General features: G+C 40.6%; 21 protein-coding genes. 13 read left to right on the top strand and 8 right to left on the bottom strand.

Going from position 1 to position 16,793, the window contains the following annotated elements:
• Positions 1 to 114: 114 nt before the first annotated feature.
• Positions 115 to 1,449, top strand: coding sequence for an N-acetylmuramoyl-L-alanine amidase (locus N473_RS20155; protein WP_231099610.1), 1,335 nt, complete (start codon positions 115 to 117; stop codon positions 1,447 to 1,449).
• A gap of 89 nt (positions 1,450 to 1,538) precedes the next feature.
• On the opposite strand, the gene sigZ is transcribed toward N473_RS20155, so the two are convergent.
• Positions 1,539 to 2,099, bottom strand: a complete 561-nt coding sequence (gene sigZ / locus N473_RS20150; RefSeq protein WP_063369479.1) for an RNA polymerase sigma factor SigZ — start codon at positions 2,097 to 2,099, stop codon at positions 1,539 to 1,541.
• Between the two features lie 46 nt (positions 2,100 to 2,145).
• Positions 2,146 to 2,886 carry an arsenical resistance protein ArsH gene (arsH, locus tag N473_RS20145; RefSeq protein ID WP_063369478.1) on the bottom strand — a complete coding sequence of 247 codons (741 nt, stop codon included), beginning with the start codon at positions 2,884 to 2,886 and terminating at the stop codon, positions 2,146 to 2,148.
• Between the two features lie 170 nt (positions 2,887 to 3,056).
• On the opposite strand from arsH, the gene N473_RS20140 reads away from it, so the two are divergent.
• The 4 genes from N473_RS20140 to N473_RS20125 all read left to right on the top strand — a co-directional run bounded on the left by N473_RS20140 (position 3,057) and on the right by N473_RS20125 (position 5,528).
• Positions 3,057 to 3,266 (top strand): hypothetical protein, encoded by a 210-nt coding sequence (locus N473_RS20140; protein ID WP_063369477.1) that lies wholly within the window; start codon positions 3,057 to 3,059, stop codon positions 3,264 to 3,266.
• Positions 3,267 to 3,494: 228 nt separating this feature from the next.
• On the top strand, positions 3,495 to 3,881 hold the full coding sequence (locus N473_RS20135; protein WP_063369476.1) for a thiol-disulfide oxidoreductase DCC family protein: 387 nt from the start codon (positions 3,495 to 3,497) through the stop codon (positions 3,879 to 3,881).
• 219 nt (positions 3,882 to 4,100) lie between these two features.
• Entirely contained in the window at positions 4,101 to 4,355 is a 255-nt protein-coding gene (locus N473_RS20130; protein WP_063369475.1) for a hypothetical protein, read from the top strand.
• Between the two features lie 111 nt (positions 4,356 to 4,466).
• Entirely contained in the window at positions 4,467 to 5,528 is a 1,062-nt protein-coding gene (locus N473_RS20125; RefSeq protein WP_063369474.1) for a Kelch repeat-containing protein, read from the top strand.
• A 21-nt stretch (positions 5,529 to 5,549) separates the two neighbouring features.
• Here the strand turns inward: N473_RS20125 and N473_RS20120 are convergent, their stop codons facing one another.
• A complete protein-coding gene (locus tag N473_RS20120) occupies positions 5,550 to 5,948 on the bottom strand; it encodes a winged helix-turn-helix transcriptional regulator (protein ID WP_081221308.1) in 399 nt (132 codons plus the stop codon).
• Positions 5,949 to 6,081: 133 nt separating this feature from the next.
• Here N473_RS20120 and N473_RS20115 point away from each other — a divergent pair, with 133 nt between their 5' ends.
• A complete protein-coding gene (locus N473_RS20115) occupies positions 6,082 to 6,561 on the top strand; it encodes a nuclear transport factor 2 family protein (protein WP_063369473.1) in 480 nt (159 codons plus the stop codon).
• A 73-nt stretch (positions 6,562 to 6,634) separates the two neighbouring features.
• Here N473_RS20115 and N473_RS20110 read toward each other — a convergent pair whose 3' ends face one another.
• Positions 6,635 to 7,168 (bottom strand): hypothetical protein, encoded by a 534-nt coding sequence (locus tag N473_RS20110; RefSeq protein WP_063369472.1) that lies wholly within the window; start codon positions 7,166 to 7,168, stop codon positions 6,635 to 6,637.
• Between the two features lie 14 nt (positions 7,169 to 7,182).
• Complete coding sequence (locus tag N473_RS20105; protein ID WP_063369471.1) at positions 7,183 to 8,385, bottom strand: MFS transporter; 1,203 nt, start codon at positions 8,383 to 8,385, stop codon at positions 7,183 to 7,185.
• Between the two features lie 149 nt (positions 8,386 to 8,534).
• Here N473_RS20105 and N473_RS20100 point away from each other — a divergent pair, with 149 nt between their 5' ends.
• From N473_RS20100 to N473_RS20095, 3 genes are all read left to right on the top strand, one after another.
• A complete protein-coding gene (locus N473_RS20100) occupies positions 8,535 to 9,485 on the top strand; it encodes a LysR family transcriptional regulator (protein ID WP_063369470.1) in 951 nt (316 codons plus the stop codon).
• Positions 9,486 to 9,679: 194 nt separating this feature from the next.
• Positions 9,680 to 9,796 (top strand): AraC family transcriptional regulator, encoded by a 117-nt coding sequence (locus N473_RS27010; RefSeq protein WP_419555167.1) that lies wholly within the window; start codon positions 9,680 to 9,682, stop codon positions 9,794 to 9,796.
• Positions 9,797 to 10,102: 306 nt separating this feature from the next.
• Positions 10,103 to 10,540, top strand: a complete 438-nt coding sequence (locus tag N473_RS20095; RefSeq protein ID WP_063369469.1) for a GNAT family N-acetyltransferase — start codon at positions 10,103 to 10,105, stop codon at positions 10,538 to 10,540.
• A gap of 12 nt (positions 10,541 to 10,552) precedes the next feature.
• Here the strand turns inward: N473_RS20095 and yiaA are convergent, their stop codons facing one another.
• Genes yiaA through N473_RS20080 form a run of 3 tightly spaced genes read right to left on the bottom strand, consistent with a single transcriptional unit; the run spans position 10,553 to position 12,163 of the window.
• The gene (gene yiaA, locus N473_RS20090) at positions 10,553 to 11,002 is read right to left on the bottom strand and encodes an inner membrane protein YiaA (protein WP_063369468.1); all 450 of its coding nucleotides are present in this window, start codon (positions 11,000 to 11,002) and stop codon (positions 10,553 to 10,555) included.
• Positions 11,003 to 11,004: 2 nt separating this feature from the next.
• On the bottom strand, positions 11,005 to 11,814 hold the full coding sequence (locus tag N473_RS20085; protein WP_063369467.1) for a DUF2145 domain-containing protein: 810 nt from the start codon (positions 11,812 to 11,814) through the stop codon (positions 11,005 to 11,007).
• Between the two features lie 10 nt (positions 11,815 to 11,824).
• Positions 11,825 to 12,163 (bottom strand): hypothetical protein, encoded by a 339-nt coding sequence (locus N473_RS20080; protein ID WP_063369466.1) that lies wholly within the window; start codon positions 12,161 to 12,163, stop codon positions 11,825 to 11,827.
• A 115-nt stretch (positions 12,164 to 12,278) separates the two neighbouring features.
• Here N473_RS20080 and N473_RS20075 point away from each other — a divergent pair, with 115 nt between their 5' ends.
• The 4 genes from N473_RS20075 (at position 12,279) to N473_RS20060 (ending at position 16,784) form a co-directional block, all read left to right on the top strand.
• Positions 12,279 to 13,049: a helix-turn-helix domain-containing protein gene (locus N473_RS20075; protein ID WP_063369465.1), complete on the top strand. Its 771-nt coding sequence runs from the start codon at positions 12,279 to 12,281 to the stop codon at positions 13,047 to 13,049.
• 250 nt (positions 13,050 to 13,299) lie between these two features.
• Entirely contained in the window at positions 13,300 to 14,343 is a 1,044-nt protein-coding gene (locus N473_RS20070) for a GGDEF domain-containing protein (RefSeq protein WP_039610799.1), read from the top strand.
• Positions 14,344 to 14,676: 333 nt separating this feature from the next.
• The gene (locus tag N473_RS20065) at positions 14,677 to 15,711 is read left to right on the top strand and encodes a hypothetical protein (RefSeq protein ID WP_419555165.1); all 1,035 of its coding nucleotides are present in this window, start codon (positions 14,677 to 14,679) and stop codon (positions 15,709 to 15,711) included.
• A gap of 5 nt (positions 15,712 to 15,716) precedes the next feature.
• Positions 15,717 to 16,784 (top strand): hypothetical protein, encoded by a 1,068-nt coding sequence (locus N473_RS20060; protein WP_063369463.1) that lies wholly within the window; start codon positions 15,717 to 15,719, stop codon positions 16,782 to 16,784.
• Positions 16,785 to 16,793 lie beyond the last annotated feature (9 nt).

Below are 16,793 nucleotides of genomic sequence, written 5' to 3'. Positions count from 1 at the left end.
ATTCAGCCCTAAGCATGATGACTTGTGCACTTCACCGAATTAAGTTCACTTACATTATTTATTTTACTAATATAATCTATATTAATGCAGTATGTTTGCTATAAAGGGCACGCTTTGAAAATCAGTTTAGAATTCAAAAAATGGTTAGCAAGTTCAGTTATAGCGCTCGCTTTAGTTTTAGTGGCCATCAATAGTACACAAGTATATGCTCAAAATGGGATAGAATCGGTACGGCTCTGGTCTGCCCCTTCAAGCACTCGGGTGGTTTTTGATTTAAAAGACAAGCCAGATTACTCATTCTTTAGTCTACGGTCTCCCAATCGATTAGTGATTGATTTTAATAATAGTAGCTCTGAAATTAACTTTAAAAACTTGACTCAACGCGATCATCGGGTCAAAAAAGTGCGTGCAAGTACACCCAAAAATAAAGCATCCAAACGTATTGTTCTGGAGTTAGAAAGTACGTATAAATTAGTTGTTTTTCCTTTGGCTCCAACCGGTCAATATGGTCATAGATTAGTGGTTGAGTTACACGATACCGTCACAGCGAAACAAACGGTAAAAAGCAAGACCGTTGAGGAAAATAGAGATGTTGTCGTTGCAATTGTCGCTGGACACGGCGGTGATGACCCAGGCTCCATCGGATATAACGGAAGCTATGAAAAGCATGTAACACTAGCGATTGCTAAAAAGTTAGCTGCTCAACTTAATGCGCATTCAGGTATGAAAGCCGTGCTGATCAGGACCGGTGATTATTTTGTCAGACATGAAAGAAAACCTCGAATGGCAAGAAAGCACAAAGCGGATTTATTGATTTCAATCCATGCAGATGCTTTTACTTCCTCTCAACCGAATGGCGCCTCTGTATTAGTACAATCTGCACGAAGAGCGAATTCGGAGTTTACAAAGGTTATTGCCAATCGTGAAAAGGAATCGCAGTTGCTCGGGGGCGCGGGAGAAATAATCAAAAATACACAAGATGATAATTTGGCAGTGATCCTTGCTGATATGACCAAAGAGTTTACGACGCAAAGCAGTTATGTTTTCGCCACAAAAGCTTTAAAAGAGTTAAAAAAGGTCACTAAGTTACATAAGAAAAAGCCAGTAGGGTTGAGTTTAGCTGTATTAACAGCGCAGGATATTCCATCAGTCCTTATTGAAACGGGTTTTATTTCCAACCCTAAAGATGAAAAAAACTTAAATAACCCAACTCATCAAAAAAAGTTGGCGGTGGCTATAACTAATGCAATTTTAAATTATTTTAATCAATACCCACCTAAAGGCTCCTTATTAGCGAGTAAAAACGTGCCAGTGCACAAGGTAGCAAATGGAGAGTCGTTATCGCTGATTGCACAGCGGTATAATGTCTCTTTATCAGCTCTTAAAAAAGAGAATGGACTGAAATCTAACATTATCCATGTTGGACAAAAGTTGACGATCCCAAAATGATAAGTCTGTAATTTAGCGCATTTTATCAGCAGGTGCTTATTCAAAACTTCAAAAAGTAAATTAAATCCTGGTACGTATTTATATTCCCCTTATTTATTTGCCGACTTTAAATTGCGTATATTAAAGTCCGCTTTTGGGTGATATTCAATAAGGTTACCATGTTTATCCAATTCATATTCACAACAGGCATGAAATACGTCATTCAGCTCAGTTCTCGCTTTTTGCACTTGAGATTTAACCGTTGAGTAGCTGATAGATAACTCTTGAGCGAGTTGTTTTTGAGTTTTACCCTCAAGTTCAACTTCTTCCAGCAAAGATGCGCTTTTCTCTGGCAGCGCTTGAATAAATGGTCGGATACACTGTGCAAGCTCCATTTTGATGTTTCTCTCATCAGGTTCGTACCATAACTGAAGAGATTGAAGGTGTTTTTCTTGTCCATTTTTGCGGTAATGATCGATCACAGTATGGTGTGCAACTTGAAAGAGCCATGCTTTGATACTGCTTTTTTCGTTAATAGTGTGCATGGCGATGTGTGTTTTAAGTAAAACATCTTGCAGTAAGTCTTGTACATCATCTGGGTTAGAGACTTTACTATGTAAAAAGGCTTTTAAACCGCTTCTATATTCTTGCCAGATTTCATCAATGGTCATGTTTAATTCTCAAAAGAGCAATAGTGGCTACTATTGCTCATATATTTTAGCAGCATGAAACCTGCTTGTTTTCATTTGGTGTTTTTGATTCGACGATATCCGCCATTGCAGAGCTTAATTTCGCTTGCTGCTTAACGGGTGCTTTACGCTCGCTATATCTATCTACTAGAAAGTTTTTATGGTCTCGAGTCAAATAAGTAAATCGCATCAACTCTTCCATCACATCGACAATTCTATCTCTGTAACTGCTAGGTTTCATGGTGCCATCGTCATTAAATTCGTTATACGCTTTTGCCACTGATGATTGGTTAGGAATGGTGAGCATACGCATCCAGCGCCCCAAAATACGCATATTATTAACGGCATTAAAACTTTGAGAGCCTCCGCTTATTTGCATTACGGCGAGTACTTTACCTTGCGTCGGTCTAACAGCACCAATGGAAAGTGGGATCCAATCTATTTGGTTTTTGAGCACCGCAGACATGTTGCCATGTAACTCTGGAGAGCTCCAAACTTGTGCTTCTGACCAAGTAACTAAGTCTCGAAGTTCTTTGACTTTAGGATGTTCTGAGTTTGCTCCATGGTCAAATAAAGGCAAGTCTTGAGGGTCAAAATATTTCACTTTAGCACCCATATAAGTCAGTATGTTTCCCGCTTCGATGGCTGCTTTTTTACTGATAGAGTTAGGTCTGAGTGAGCCATATAAAATCAATACTTTTGGCTTTTGTGTATTGAGTACGCTGGTTGGATATAGTAAATCGAATGAATGGGCTTTTAGATAGTGCATATACATCTCCAAAATGGTTAACACTTATAAGACGGGAGAGTTCTAAAAAAGACGAAAATAGTTTTAATGCCCAACAAAAAATAACATTTTACATTTTATTTCTTTTTGTTTTATTGTTCTTTTTGTGTGGTTTTTACCTTTTATGTCATTGGCATAAGAAAAGATACATAATGATTAAAACGACACTTACAGCATTGGCTGCGATTGTGGCTATGTCTCTACCTACTATCTCAACTGCACAAGAAGCCACTTATGTTGTATGTTACAAAAATGGCGTCTTCTTGTGGTATGAAGAGGCGTATAGTGATGGTTCTATTAACAGTGCATATTTTCGTTGTATTAATGAGGGTGGCTCACCAGATGTTTTTGGTGGCAGATAGTGATAACACGTAAGTCAGTGTCATCACGCCAAGTCGAATGTAATAGAGCCACTAAATAGAGGCTCTTTTTGATGCACAAGCACTGTGTATTTTAATACAATACTTAGAGGAAATATATTGTCATATGACCTAAGAATAACTTTCTCTAAATTAGCTTTTATTCAAAATGAGCATGATGATCTGATTGTTGTGTAAGTACGTATCGGGTAGTAAACAAGAGTGAAAAATATGAACAAACTAACGATTTTTTACGATGGTACCTGCCCTCTGTGTGTAAAGGAAATGTCTGCATTGATAAAGCGTGACAAATCAGGTCATATCAAAACAGTGGACATTTACAGTGATGACTTTGTAAATTATCCAGATATAGACCCAGCTCAAGCCAATTTGGTCCTGCATGCATTGGATGATAAAGGTCTTTTATTGCTGGGCTTGGACGTGACGCATCGAGCTTGGCAGTTGGTTGGTATGGGTTGGCTATATGCGCCTTTGCGCTGGCCCCTGATTAAACCTGTGGCAGATAAATTGTATTTGATGTTTGCCAAAAATCGATATCGGATCTCTTATTTATTGACGGGTAAATCACGTTGTGAAAGTGGTGTGTGCCGCCGGTGAACTAGTTTTGACAAGGAGTCGTATGGACGAACTGCTAGTGCAGTCGCATCTGCAAAACTTGGTTGACAGAATATATAAGATTAACTGGTTTGCATGATTCAGATTTGTATCATAAGCACGGCGTATTTCGTGTTTGATTTGTCAATCAACCTAGCGCAAGTGTATGTGGCGCTCGTTATTATCCTACTAGCTGCTATCATTTATCCTACTTGGTAGACGATGTTAAATACGGGTGAGAATAAAGCAATTGAGCTTGGGATGAAGTTCAGTCAGTCTCATCTTGAGCTGATCAGGTTGGAAGAAACTCGCACAGTGCGTCGCTCAGATATTCAGCACTTTAAAATCACATACGGCTTTTTGGGTAAGCAAGTCAGCGTTATTGGTAAGTCAAAAAATACAATTCACTTTGGCTATTATGCTTTTTCATCTGCTCAAAGACAGCAAATTATTGCTTACTTGCAAGAGAGTGTCTAGGTTCTATATTACTAATTTATATAGATAAACTGGGATTTAAGAAAAAAATCACAGTCATAAAAAGTCAACTATGATTTACTTCAGTGAACAAAGCCTCGACTAAATTGATTTATGAACAACACAGCTTATGCGATTCTTATCGTTTCTATTTGCGTCATCGTACTACAGGCATGCACGTTAAGTTCAATTGAGAGAACTATTACAGCTCCTAACAGCATCAAGTGGCAATTGATAGCAACTTTACCAACACCTTTACAGGAGGTGTATCCAGCTGTATTTGATGGCAAAGTATATGTGGCGGGGGCATTTGAGCAAACTGCTCCAAATTTAGCTGTCCTAGCACACCTATCGGCCTCTAAAAATACTTATGTGTATGATGTAAATAAGAAAATGTGGGAATTCGGCGCGTCACTGCCTGCACCTCGTCATCACTTAGGACTGATAGCGAATGACGATGTGTTATTTGCTATTGGCGGATTTGACGCAACAAAGGGTGATGCGTGGCAAGTAAAGCGCACAGTCTTTAAACTAGACAATATATATAATACATGGCAAATCGGTCCCGAATTGCCGATACCCATGGGTGAGTCAGTGTACGGCGTGATAAATGGTCAAGTGCATGTTGCTGGTGGTCGAACTTTGATCGATGGTCAGTTGAGTGATACCAATGCGCATTGGGTGTTAAAGGGTGATACATGGCAGCAAGCTGCACCCTTACCAATCGCCAGTAATTCAGCAACATCCGTGGTGATTAATAATCAGTGGTATGTAATGGGTGGTCGCATTAACGCGAATGATTTTAAGAATTTAGATACTTTGTGGCGATATGACCCTGAGCATGACCAGTGGCACAATCTTGCGTCCATGCCACAAGCAAGTGCTGGGCTTGCCAGTGCTGTCATTAATGGTCATATCTATGTATTCGGTGGTGAAGAATATACCTATATCACGAATAGCAGTGGTAAGCGTGAAATGAGAACACGTACTTTCGATGGTGTTTGGCGATACAACCTGATGACTGACCAGTGGCGTACAGAATCGGTACCTATGACTTCAACACGCCATGGGCTTGGTGCGGTAAGCTTAAACAATCATATTTATCTGCTTGGTGGCGCAACACAGGCAGGGGCGACAGGGACTACTGCCATCGTCGAACGTTTATCTTTGCAATAAAAGGCGACATAAGGCTGTATATTATTGATTAATATTGGCAATGAGCTCATCGATTAAACCTGCTTTATCGCTTTGGGCACGCTCGACTAACTGGGTTGGTATAGTTAGCTCAGGGGCGTGCTTAGCACTCCATAAAATCATTTCTAAAAGAATAGGCAGCAAATCAATGCCTGACGCAGTCAGTTGATAAACTTTTTTTCGTTTGTCCTTTTTATCTGGCTGCTTATTAATAAGTCCATGTGTTTCTAGTTTTTCCAATCTGCTTGAAAGAATATTGGTGGCCATTTTCTCCTCTGAATTTTGTAATTCAGAGTAAGAATGTTTACCAAAAAACATCAGATCTCTGATGATCAGTAAACTCCATTTATCTCCAACTATATCAAGCACATTAGAGATAGGGCAGTCAGAACGTTTGGTCATAATAGGTCTCTTTGTTCGATGTCCATACATAATAAATCACTTGCATTTTGCAATCAAATAATTTAACTTGCATTTTAAAAGTTAAGTGCAAGGCGATTAAAGCCTTGCTTAAATCAAGTTTTAAGGGCGAACAATGAGTACTCCACAGATCAATTTACAAGCGCTAACTCAATCTCACTGGCAAGCAGAGGAGCTTGGTAATGCCCAAGCTGTGGCCGAATTTGTGCAGTTACTGATGAACGATCACAACTTTGACGAAGTCATCGCGCGTTTTGGCGCAGATCAATACAAGCAGCACAACCGTACAATGGCTGATGGTATCGGTGGTGTGGTAAAAACACTGAAAGACTTTGTGAAATTAGCACCTGAGTTTAGCTATGACGTCAAACGCATGTTTGTGGATGGTGAACAAGTGATCATTCATTCTCATGCGACATTAAAAGCAAAGCATCGTGGTGATGACACAAAAGGCATGAACATCATAGATACGTGGACTGTGAGAGAGGGTAGGTTGGTAGAGCATTGGGATGCGATACAGCCATTAGATATGTCTATGCGACTGTATAACTTGTTTATGGGCGGCAAAATTAACAATGCAAATGGGGTATTTTAATCTTGGTTCAAACGGGGTTTTTGAGCCCACTGTTAATGGCTAAAGTGGGCAAGAACAGACGTATTTTTTAAAGTTAACTCGGTTTATGTACCGCCTTATTTATCTCAATTTTGTGGCAGGTTTTGCCATAGCCGAGCGCATATTTGAGCGTTGGAAATACGCGGTAGGTGCTGATGCTAAAGCTTAATGTGATTAGCCCAGGTTGACCCCAAAGTGAAACAATTTGTGTTTTGAGGTCATCAGCATCTGGGTCATGGGCCAGTACCAACTCGGTAAAACGCATGGTAAGCGCTACCTCTTTAGGCACTTTATCTTGTTGGTTTTTTATAATCTGTTCAATAAGCGCCGCGTCTAATCCAGCTTCCAATGCCAGATTGACAGCAAGCTGTATGCAAGGCCCGCAGTCTTCATTGACGAGTGTGCGTATGCGTGCTGCAAATAACGGGGCAATAGGTACCTGCATGTTATGGGATGACATGTTGGTAAAACCCCAATATTTGATAAAAGCGGCCAAATTAGATTGCAAAATATCTTCCATATATTGCACATCATAATCGTATCTTGATTTCATATCTTGTATCTGTTTATTAAGCAAAAACCTGATCATGATACTTCCTTTTATCACTTAGCTTGTGTGGTAAGGGTGGAGGTCGATTGCGCCTTTGTGGGAGGCGCTGTTTTGAGCGGCATATATAAAATGACTGCACAAAGCGCAAATAGCGATGCACACACTATGAGCATCAGGCTATAGTCACTTGGTTTTATTAAAAAAGCGGCTAGCATGGGCCCTGATGCCATCGCGATAGAAGACACGAGTGAACTTATTGTCGATAAGCGCCCACTGGGGCTGATGTCAGCAATCGCCGCAAACAAAAAGGATTGCACCGCAGGCCAAGAAAAGAAGAATAGAGCCAGTGCGACAACATAGGCCGTTATGGAGATGGTTGGCTGAAGTAACAAAAGTACTGCAATTAGACATAATAAAACGCTGATTATGCTCAGTGGCCGTCTTTTTATACATGGCGCTTGTATCATGGGGATCATCGCGCCCAACAGACCTAATAACCCTGTAAAAGCAATATAACTACTCACTTGTGTTTCATTTAAGCTCGCTTTTATGCCAATTAAACCGACATAAGCATAAAGTGCGCTGGCTGCGGTTAAATAAATAAAAATGACCAGCATGATCGTTATTGAAAGGCCAAGTGCTCTTGCTCTTGTATGACTTTCTTGTAATTTAATGTGAGTTGTAAAACGCCCCGCAGGAATACTTATTGCCATTAAAATACTTAAGGCCGCAATTGTCGCCATGATATAAAATACAGAATATGCACCAAAGTTAAGTTCAAGTCGTGGTAGTGTGAACATCACCAATGCACCAATGATAAATTGAATAAATAATAAAAAGCCAAAAGCCCGATTTGTGTTGTACATTTTTGCAAGCACAGAAAATGACACGCCAACGGCCAGCCCACCTGCAAAACCTGTGGCAAACCTCAACACCAACAAGGTGTCAAAGCTAATAATCGCGGGCGTGGTCAACTCCAAAAGCAGTAATACAGACATGGCACTGATAATCGTCGGTTTCCAATGTATATATTTCACACTTAAAATAGCCAGCGCAGTGCCAAGTAAAGCGCCATAACCATTGAGTGCAACTACTTGACCAGCTTGGCTTTCTGTATACCCTAAGCCAATTGCCAGGGCATTCATTAAACCCGGTAAAAAATTGATATAAGAGAGCCCTGACATAGCAATGAAAGCAACCGCAAAATATAGCCACAACGGTTGTTTGTCTGGTGTATCCTTGTTGAATTGTCGCAAAACTTAGCCTCCAAAATAGTACTTTAAAATGGTTGGCTTAGTGTACGAAGGCGTCATAGATGGAAAAATAGCAGAAAATACTTATCAGCCATGAATATAATTCACGAGTCAAGTTGGTATATTAGGGTAAAAAATAAGGAAAGTGTCAGATGGATAAGTTAAGAGCATTGGAGTTATTTGTAGCGACCTGTGAAGCGGGGAGTTTTGCTGCTGCTTCTGCATCGTGTAATACGGATCCATCCGCAGTGAGTAAAGCAATTAGCCGTTTGGAAACTCAGCTTCAAGTCACGTTGATCCAGCGTTCAACGAGGCAATTGAGTGTAACTGATGCAGGTAAGCAATACTTGTCTACAGCTCGTAAATTGTTACAAGAGCTCTCTGCGTGTGAAGGAGAACTTAAGCACTTGAATGACTCGCCAAGCGGGGTGTTAAAAATAAATTCGGCAGTATGTTATGGACACTTGTATTTACGGCCAATATTGGCCGAATTTTGTGCGCGTTACCCTGATATTCAACTTCAACTACAAATCAATGACTTGCATACTGATGTTATTGACGAAGGGGTGGACATTGCCATTCGAACAGGTTTTGTCAAAGACAGCCGGTTAGTTGCGAAAAGGCTCAGCCCCATGGACTTTTTTGTCTGTGCCTCACCAGACTATTTAGCCAAAAATGGCACGCCTGTGCTGCGAGGTGACTTTAAAGCACATCATTGGATAGGGTTTCGCATAAAGGAAACGCAGCAATTACAACCAGTTTATTTGCCTGATGAACATGGTGACTATACGCTGTATGACCTTGAACCAAGCCATATTACGGATGATGGTGAAATGATGGTTGCTATGTGTGAGGATGGGTTAGGGTTTGCACAATTACCGCATTTTTTGGCAAAAGCAGGCTTAGAATCAGGTAATCTTGTCTCTGTGTACCCGCACTTTAGGCCACCTCAAATAGAGAATGGAGTATTTGCAATTTATCCCAAGCGCACCTATTTACCTGCTAAAGTGCAAGTCTTTCTTTCATTCTTAACGGATGAACTTGAAAAGCAGAAAGAAAGTGCCTATCACACATGGGCTGAGCAAGTAGCCTGTGTACGATAACGAACATCTCAGCTGTTTATTCTATTTCTAAATCAAACACTGCATTCACTGACGCAAAAAAAGTAATAGTTGCTTCTTTTTGGTATTGAGATGATTTTGAGGATCTGAAGCAGCAATTTAAAATGGTGTTTGGCAGCGCGCCGTTTGCGTGTTTGACAGCGTTTCGTCTCAATCGTGCCGCAAGTTTATAGGCGCTGACTGAGTTACCTGTTATGCAAGTTGCTCAAGAGGTTTGTTACATGCACGCAGGTCACTTTGCGAAAAACGTTAAATTAAAGTTTGGGCGTACACCTAAGGCTTATAAAACATAGATTAGCTCAATAAATACATGACATGCCTTGGTTTTGTTTGTTATTTAAGCGGTTAAAGAAATTATTAAATTTTTTTGATCCAACTTAATGGCTGCTGCGTTTATACATGTGAAGGGTTTCTGATGTGTAACACATCCTTGGAGTCGCCCCTTCACCATGTCATGATAACGCGCACTTCGGTGCGCGTTAGTCTTTTCTAAACAATGCAATTAATATAGTCATAATTTGACACTTCGTTGTTGTGTTGCTGATATAAAATCTTGTATAAACATACATCTTCTCAACTCATTAAATTAAGATTAAGCAATGTGTACAAGGGTAACGTTATTGCTCGCAGACTCTAAAGAGCTGCAACAAGTTGCAAATTGGTACTATAAGCAATGGGATAGTCAGCGACCAAATAGCAGCCTGTCAGACGTCATTGCAAAGCTTTCCAGTACTGAGCAGCGAGTTGGTTTCGTTGTGCACTTTAATGAGCAGCTTGCAGGTGCTGCTGAAATTAAATTCATTAATGGACGTTGTTGGTTAGATGGCGTCTATGTGGATGATAGCTTTCGTGGCAAAGGCTTGGCTGAAGTACTGGTTAATTTTGCCAAGGGGCGTGCAACAGAACTTGGTTGGTCATCTTTAAATTTGAAATGTGAGCCTCACCTCATGGCTTTATATCAAAAGTATAACTTTAAGGTTGTCGAGGCCCACAATGATAGATTTCTGATGTCTTGCAAATTAACAGCTGATTTTTAGCTTGCTTTAATTCTACGCTTGTTGTGCATCTTGTAAGCGCTCAGTATTGTGTTCTGCATCTGCGTGACATGCTTGATCTCTAATATTCTTTTGGACCGCAACCGCTGCATACAAGCTCATAATGTAGGCGATACCATAAAACCCTTTTTCACTTAGTAGCAAATCCGCGTTATATAAACCAATGAGTAGGAATACGATAGCGCTGCCTGTCGACACTAAACTCAGCATATGATAAATCGCAGATGTACTTAAATTCTCTTGTTTATCTCGTATGCTTTTTTGCAATGAAACGGCTGAAAACAGTCCATATAAAAGGATCACTAAATAATACCCTTTTTCATTCAGTTGCATAGAGGCGTTAAATAAACCTATGCAGTAGGTTGCTACGCCAATTACTAAAACCAGCATCGATGCCAAGTTAAATGCTTTGTTAGACAGTTGTGTTGAAGTCTGTTTTTCCATCGTTATTTTTCCTTTAGGGTGTTGATGGGTGTATCAGGCGTTACTACCGCCGAATGTGCTAGCAAACCATATTGTTTAAGGTAATCTCGAATGCTGGTAAAGGTTGCTATGCGCACATCACCACTGTGATCTTTTCTATAAATGTCATCTTTAAATACCGAGCCGAAGAACAATTTAAATCGACTAATTGATAACGGCTGTGCCTGAAAATATTCTGTCGTATTTGCTTTTATCTGTTTCATGTCTGTTGTTTTGTAAAGAGCGGCATTAATGACATTGAGCGTATGCTCTGTACAGTTTTGTCTTTTGTTATTGTAAGGGTTAGCAATCAGTGAGTATTTAGGGTTATGAACCTGCTTCGCCACATCATTTTTGATTGCTTCAAGTAGCTTTTTTTGAACGTTCACTGTGGGTATCGCAATCCCAGCTTTAAGGTCTTGTACAGACCAAAAAAAGTCAGTTGGATAGTCAATGAGCAATTCACTCACTTCAGGGTTATCTGCTTTTTGATACAGGTTATGTATTGCATACCCCAGTTTTGTCTCGCCATTTTGCATTGTTATCTGCGAATACACGGCTAAAGCGACATGCGTAAACTCGACGTCTTTAGGGAGTGTATTACTCGGTTGCCCGACTCTTGCAATGATAAACACATGGGCATGATGTGCTGCGCTATATCGCTCTACCTTTTTAGCGAACTGCGCTATGTCTTTTGGCGAATAGTGGTGCTCAATTGATTGCTCACTGCCCGCGGTAGCATGCATGCTTTGCATGGCAAACATCAAATATGCGACGCGCTTTAATATACCCATGTCTTTCTCCTTATAGTGTATTAGAGGGAGGTGGACCTGCAATAATGACATCATCACTGATAGGGAGCGGTTGTGCCTTTTTTGATTCAAATGCTTTGCCTGCAATCGCTATACTCGCAGCGCCGCCGCTAAGTAAGACCGCACCAGATATCACAGCGGGTACGGCTACAACCGCAGTAGAAATTGTCGCGCTGGTTGCCAGACTATCTGTTGCTGCCAGTGCACTATATTTGATTGCATGACTGCTGTGTGCGCTGGCATTTGACGCGTTGTCAGATGCAAAACTGGGCAGTGTGATAAAGAGTGCAGCACTCAGTAAAGCAGCGTGTTTGAGATGTTGAATAATCATGTGAAAACTCCATATTTCGTTGTGTCACTTCTTAAACTAACAAACTGGACGGAGTTGTACATTATTTAATACCATGTATTAATATTAGATACTTTTAGTATCATATTTTAATACCATGAGTCAGATCCCACTGGTTTCCAATACAATTAAGACTCTACTTAAGCAAAAAAAGCTCACTTACATGGATGTCGCTGAACACCTTGAACAAAGTGAGGCAACAATAAAGCGAATGTTCTCTAATGACTTATTTTCGTTACAAAAACTTGAGAGTATGTGCGAACTGTTAGAGATAACTTTGTGTGACCTGTTTTCATTGACTCAGTCACAGCAATCACAGATCAGCCAATTAAGCGTCCAACAAGAGCAAGAGCTGATGGATAATCCAAAGCTTTTTTTAGTTGCGGTCTGTGTGAGAGACGGCTGGGGGTTTGAAGACATCGTTGCGAGGTATCAGATTGAAGCGCTTGAGTGTGTACGGCTCCTTGCACAGCTAGATAGATTGAAAATGATTCAGCTGTTACCCAATAATCGATATAAATTACTTATTGCACAAGACTTTAGCTGGATCCCAGGGGGGCCGTTGGAGTCATATATCGAGCAGCAGGTGTTAGGTAAGTTTTTACAGGGGGAATTTAATCAAGAAGATAGCTATCGTTTCTATTTAAGAGGTAGTTATAGCGATGCAACGATAGCGACGATAAAGCGTCGCTTGCAGCAACTAACCAAAGAAATTGCGCAGCTTAATGAGCAAGATATTAAATTACCTTTAAGTAAGCGTAAGGGGGTAGGCTTATTACTTGCGATGCGGCCTTGGCAGTTAGGGCAATTTAAAAGTATGCTAAGAGATGATGCTGACCCCAAAAAAGAAACGATTGAGCGAGATTGAGTTGATTAAAATGCAATTACCAAATACCTTGTAAAGGTACTGTTTAATGGTTTGGCTACATAAATTATTCGTGCGTGATTATTTATACTTAATTCGTATGCGTTTTTTGTACAGGAGTCCGTTGTTATTAGAGTGTTAAATTCATGATTGATTAATTTTTTCTAATTATTTAGTATTGTATTTCTTGGCTCTCAAAGCAGAACAAAAATTAATAATTATACCGCCTTAGCCGTGGTTTGATGGGTCTTACATGGAACAAAATAGCTCTTTTGCGCAGTCTGCAAGTTGTTTAAAGCAAGCAGTCCCTTTTATGGTTAAATACCAGATCCCATTATCGCCTATGAACTATGCGATTTGGTACTGTTATGTCTTGGGTAAAGAACCTGATCTCAACCGAAAACTCGACGAGATTTTGGTTGAACATGGTACCTGTCCACCTGACAGTGCTAAGTCACTCTTTGATGAGTTTCTCAGCGAGCAAGACTTAGCGCTTTTTCACGAAATGTCTGATCTGGTCAAAGGTACGCTCTCTAGTGTTGAGCAAGAGATAAATAATACGCTCAACTGCTCTGAAGAGTTTTCAGCTGTGCTATCTGAATGCCACGTAGGCTTGCATCAACTGAAGAAACAAGATTTAGGATCAGGCCCTGAGATATATAACGATGTACTCAATTATGTGTCGAAATTGACACAAGAGTCTATTGTTATGCAACATAACGCCCTGTGTTTTCAAAAGAAGTTAGAAGTTGCATACAGTGAGATTAAACAGCTTCAGGAAACGTTGACCGACGCACAAACCAAAGCAAGTACTGATAAGCTCACGGGTCTTCTCAATCGCGGCAAGTTTGATGACGATATTATTAAATTTTGTGACGAGCCAAGCACACTTCAAAAAGTGCTTATTTTCGTAGATATAGATCACTTTAAGCAGTTTAATGACGAGTTTGGCCACCAGCGTGGTGATGATGTTCTGCGTAAAGTTGCACAAAAGCTTCAGCTTCACAGTAATGCACAAGGTCAAGCGTATCGTTATGGTGGTGAAGAGTTTTGTATTTTGATCTCTTTTTCGAGCATCAGTGAAGCAGTCGGTTTTTCTAATCGCATCCGTGAAGACATTGCAAAACTGTCTATTAAAGACAAAGAAACTGGCGAAGTTTTAAAGCACATCAGTGCCAGTTTTGGCATTGCTCTATATGGTAAAACAATGACTTGGCACAGCTTAGTGGAGTGTGCTGATAAAGCCCTATATCTTGCTAAATCACATGGACGAAATCGTGTTGAAGTAGCTGGATAAGTTACTTCCTTTCCTCTTTATCTAATCAAGTGCTTCAAATCGACAGGCTGCGAGCCTGCGTCTATATAAGTTTACAAATCGACAATTTAATCCATTTTTAACTTAAATATCACGTTTGTTTCAATTTTAGCCCCTATTATTTGTGGCTTAAAGATCGACAAATAGTCCCTTTTTTGATCTTTAAAGTTAAATAATTGAAACAAATTTGCGTCATAAATTTGATTTTTGAGTTTTTACTTGCAATTATTTTGTAGCTAAACACGAAGTCGTTGGTGTGTTTACGTCATTAATATAATAAAAATGGAGTGTACGTCAGTGAAATTAATCAAGAAAATGTTGGTTAGTAGTTTTGTGTTAACGTTGATGGGTGTGAGTGCCAATGTCAGCGCTAAAGCATATAAAACCGTTTTAGTTCATGGATTTCAATCACAGCAACTATCTGAAATTGATCCAAGGAAAATAGATAGTGATGGTCAGGCTTATTGGGCTGATTATTGGGGAGCACTGGCGGATGAACGCATAGACTGGCCATCTTATGAGCGTATAGAAGGTAAAATCGCAAGCGATTATCTGTGGCCAAAATTGCGTACAATGTCTGAGCAAGGAGTATGTCAGCCAGGTTGTATTTTTTTGACACACTCTACGGGTGATTTGGTCACGCGTTATATCATTGATAATCAAGCAAACTGGTTAGAAAATGCAGGGCTTGAGCCGCTTAACATTGTTGCGACTTTTGATGTAGCAGGTGCTGGAGGTGGTAGTGAGCTGGCTGATTTGGCTGTGAATGCGGCAAATGGTTTGGCAAACCCGGTAGTAGAAGCGGCTGTGAGAGCATGGCTAGGTCGCTCAGTGGGTCAGACTCTTGGTGTATTGCACGACCTAAAAGTGAATAATGCGCGTCAATTGGCAAGCTTTCCGAGCGAGCGCACACCGAGATTAAGATTTGTAGCTGATGGTGATCTGTTCATCAACGCAACTAAACTATTTTTACCGGGTATCGATGATAGCGTGGTGGCAGCACACTCAGCATGTGGTGCAAACCAAGCAGGTGCGTTCGATAGTTGTAGTGTCAGTGTTGGCATGGATGGAAAACTAACAAGCCAAGATGGTGTAAGAAACTTTTGGCCATATCACTATCCCATGTTGATGAGTGATAATTATGATCACTTCTCAGTCATTGTTAACCAGTCAAAAGGTAAAGTAACAACCGCCAATGCGTCAGCTCAACTTGCGCCAAATAAGCGTGTTGCATTCTCTACTTATGAAGAAGAGAAGGGCTTTTGGATTTGGAAGAAAAAATATAGATACGTAAGACAATCGGACAATACCAGTATGTCAGCACTTTTATATGCTGCTATGCCTGAGTAACTACGATGAAAAAAGTGGTTATAATCATAATAAGTGCCTTAACGGCACTTATTATTTGGCGATTATTGTCGTCCAGTGAACCCCAACAACAACCTGTGGTAGCAACAGAAAAAGAGACTCCGCAGGTTATTGAACAAAAAGATGCTGAAGTTTCTAGTGAACCTCAATCAAAACCAGCACCACGTGCAGTGGATATGTCACCATTTCAGCTCACTAGCACGCAAAAAGCAGCTAAAGTCATTGCCAATAATTACCGTGAAACTTTACGTTATGCACCATATTCTCAGCCTTTAACTCGCAATGATACTGACCGGTTAGAGCCCAATCGGTTTGTGCCTGTGACTGTACCGACTTCAGATATGAGCGGCACCATTTCATTAGCGTTGAATAAGTACCGTTTCATTCATCCAGAGCCGATCCAACTCACTTTATCAGGCGAGCAGATTTCGCGAGCAAAAGTTGTGATTAGTTTGGTAGATGATAGCAAAGTGATACTCGAAAAACCTTTGCGTGTGGCAGATTCCAGCGCGTATATCGAAGTGTCAGGTAGAGAAGAGTTTTATGGCGACCTGCAATTAAAAGTTGAGGCGGATGTCGCAGGCGATCCTATTACCATTGTGGCACAAGCTAAGTATGAACAGCCCAGTGCAAAACTCACCGGCTTAAAGCATGCCGAGGTCAATGGCAGTGATTTACAAATCACTTTAGCTTTGGACGTTAAAGATGCTGGGGTATATCGGGTGAGAGCAAACCTATATGATGGTGCGCAGCCTTTGGCGCATTTAATCGCTAAGGCCAAGTTGTCTTTCGGCCAACAAGAAATAACACTAAAAGCCCACCAAACGGTGCTACCTACCTCGAGTTCAGATTTAAGACTGATGACCTTCATTGTTGAACGCATGTCTTCAATCCCAGGAGAACGAACTCGATTTGGAGAAAGTACGCTCTCTGAGCTCCCTCTCGTAGATATAGACCTTTCGGAGTTATCTAGGGACCCTTACTCGCCAAATGCGAAAGAGCGTGCAAGTTTAGAGTTTTTGCAAGGTATGGCTGAGCAACAAAGTGCCCGCTAGAGCTTATCA

This window comes from Pseudoalteromonas luteoviolacea CPMOR-1 (genome assembly GCF_001625685.1).
GTDB lineage: Bacteria > Pseudomonadota > Gammaproteobacteria > Enterobacterales > Alteromonadaceae > Pseudoalteromonas > Pseudoalteromonas luteoviolacea_K.
The sequence above is the reverse complement of the archived record's forward strand: the minus strand, read 5'-3'. Positions and strand labels throughout refer to the sequence as shown.

What these genes read in the sequence shown, in the direction of transcription:
- sigZ (WP_063369479.1), bottom strand. Translation starts at nt 2,099, where the DNA reads ATGACCATTGATGAAATCTGGCAAGAATATAGAAGCGGTTTAAAAGCC.
- arsH (WP_063369478.1), bottom strand. Translation starts at nt 2,886, where the DNA reads ATGCACTATCTAAAAGCCCATTCATTCGATTTACTATATCCAACCAGC.
- N473_RS20140 (WP_063369477.1), top strand. Translation starts at nt 3,057, where the DNA reads ATGATTAAAACGACACTTACAGCATTGGCTGCGATTGTGGCTATGTCT.
- N473_RS20135 (WP_063369476.1), top strand. Translation starts at nt 3,495, where the DNA reads ATGAACAAACTAACGATTTTTTACGATGGTACCTGCCCTCTGTGTGTA.
- N473_RS20130 (WP_063369475.1), top strand. Translation starts at nt 4,101, where the DNA reads ATGTTAAATACGGGTGAGAATAAAGCAATTGAGCTTGGGATGAAGTTC.
- N473_RS20125 (WP_063369474.1), top strand. Translation starts at nt 4,467, where the DNA reads ATGAACAACACAGCTTATGCGATTCTTATCGTTTCTATTTGCGTCATC.
- N473_RS20120 (WP_081221308.1), bottom strand. Translation starts at nt 5,948, where the DNA reads ATGACCAAACGTTCTGACTGCCCTATCTCTAATGTGCTTGATATAGTT.
- N473_RS20115 (WP_063369473.1), top strand. Translation starts at nt 6,082, where the DNA reads ATGAGTACTCCACAGATCAATTTACAAGCGCTAACTCAATCTCACTGG.
- N473_RS20110 (WP_063369472.1), bottom strand. Translation starts at nt 7,168, where the DNA reads ATGATCAGGTTTTTGCTTAATAAACAGATACAAGATATGAAATCAAGA.
- N473_RS20100 (WP_063369470.1), top strand. Translation starts at nt 8,535, where the DNA reads ATGGATAAGTTAAGAGCATTGGAGTTATTTGTAGCGACCTGTGAAGCG.
- N473_RS20095 (WP_063369469.1), top strand. Translation starts at nt 10,103, where the DNA reads ATGTGTACAAGGGTAACGTTATTGCTCGCAGACTCTAAAGAGCTGCAA.
- yiaA (WP_063369468.1), bottom strand. Translation starts at nt 11,002, where the DNA reads ATGGAAAAACAGACTTCAACACAACTGTCTAACAAAGCATTTAACTTG.
- N473_RS20085 (WP_063369467.1), bottom strand. Translation starts at nt 11,814, where the DNA reads ATGGGTATATTAAAGCGCGTCGCATATTTGATGTTTGCCATGCAAAGC.
- N473_RS20080 (WP_063369466.1), bottom strand. Translation starts at nt 12,163, where the DNA reads ATGATTATTCAACATCTCAAACACGCTGCTTTACTGAGTGCTGCACTC.
- N473_RS20075 (WP_063369465.1), top strand. Translation starts at nt 12,279, where the DNA reads ATGAGTCAGATCCCACTGGTTTCCAATACAATTAAGACTCTACTTAAG.
- N473_RS20070 (WP_039610799.1), top strand. Translation starts at nt 13,300, where the DNA reads ATGGAACAAAATAGCTCTTTTGCGCAGTCTGCAAGTTGTTTAAAGCAA.
- N473_RS20065 (WP_419555165.1), top strand. Translation starts at nt 14,677, where the DNA reads ATGTTGGTTAGTAGTTTTGTGTTAACGTTGATGGGTGTGAGTGCCAAT.
- N473_RS20060 (WP_063369463.1), top strand. Translation starts at nt 15,717, where the DNA reads ATGAAAAAAGTGGTTATAATCATAATAAGTGCCTTAACGGCACTTATT.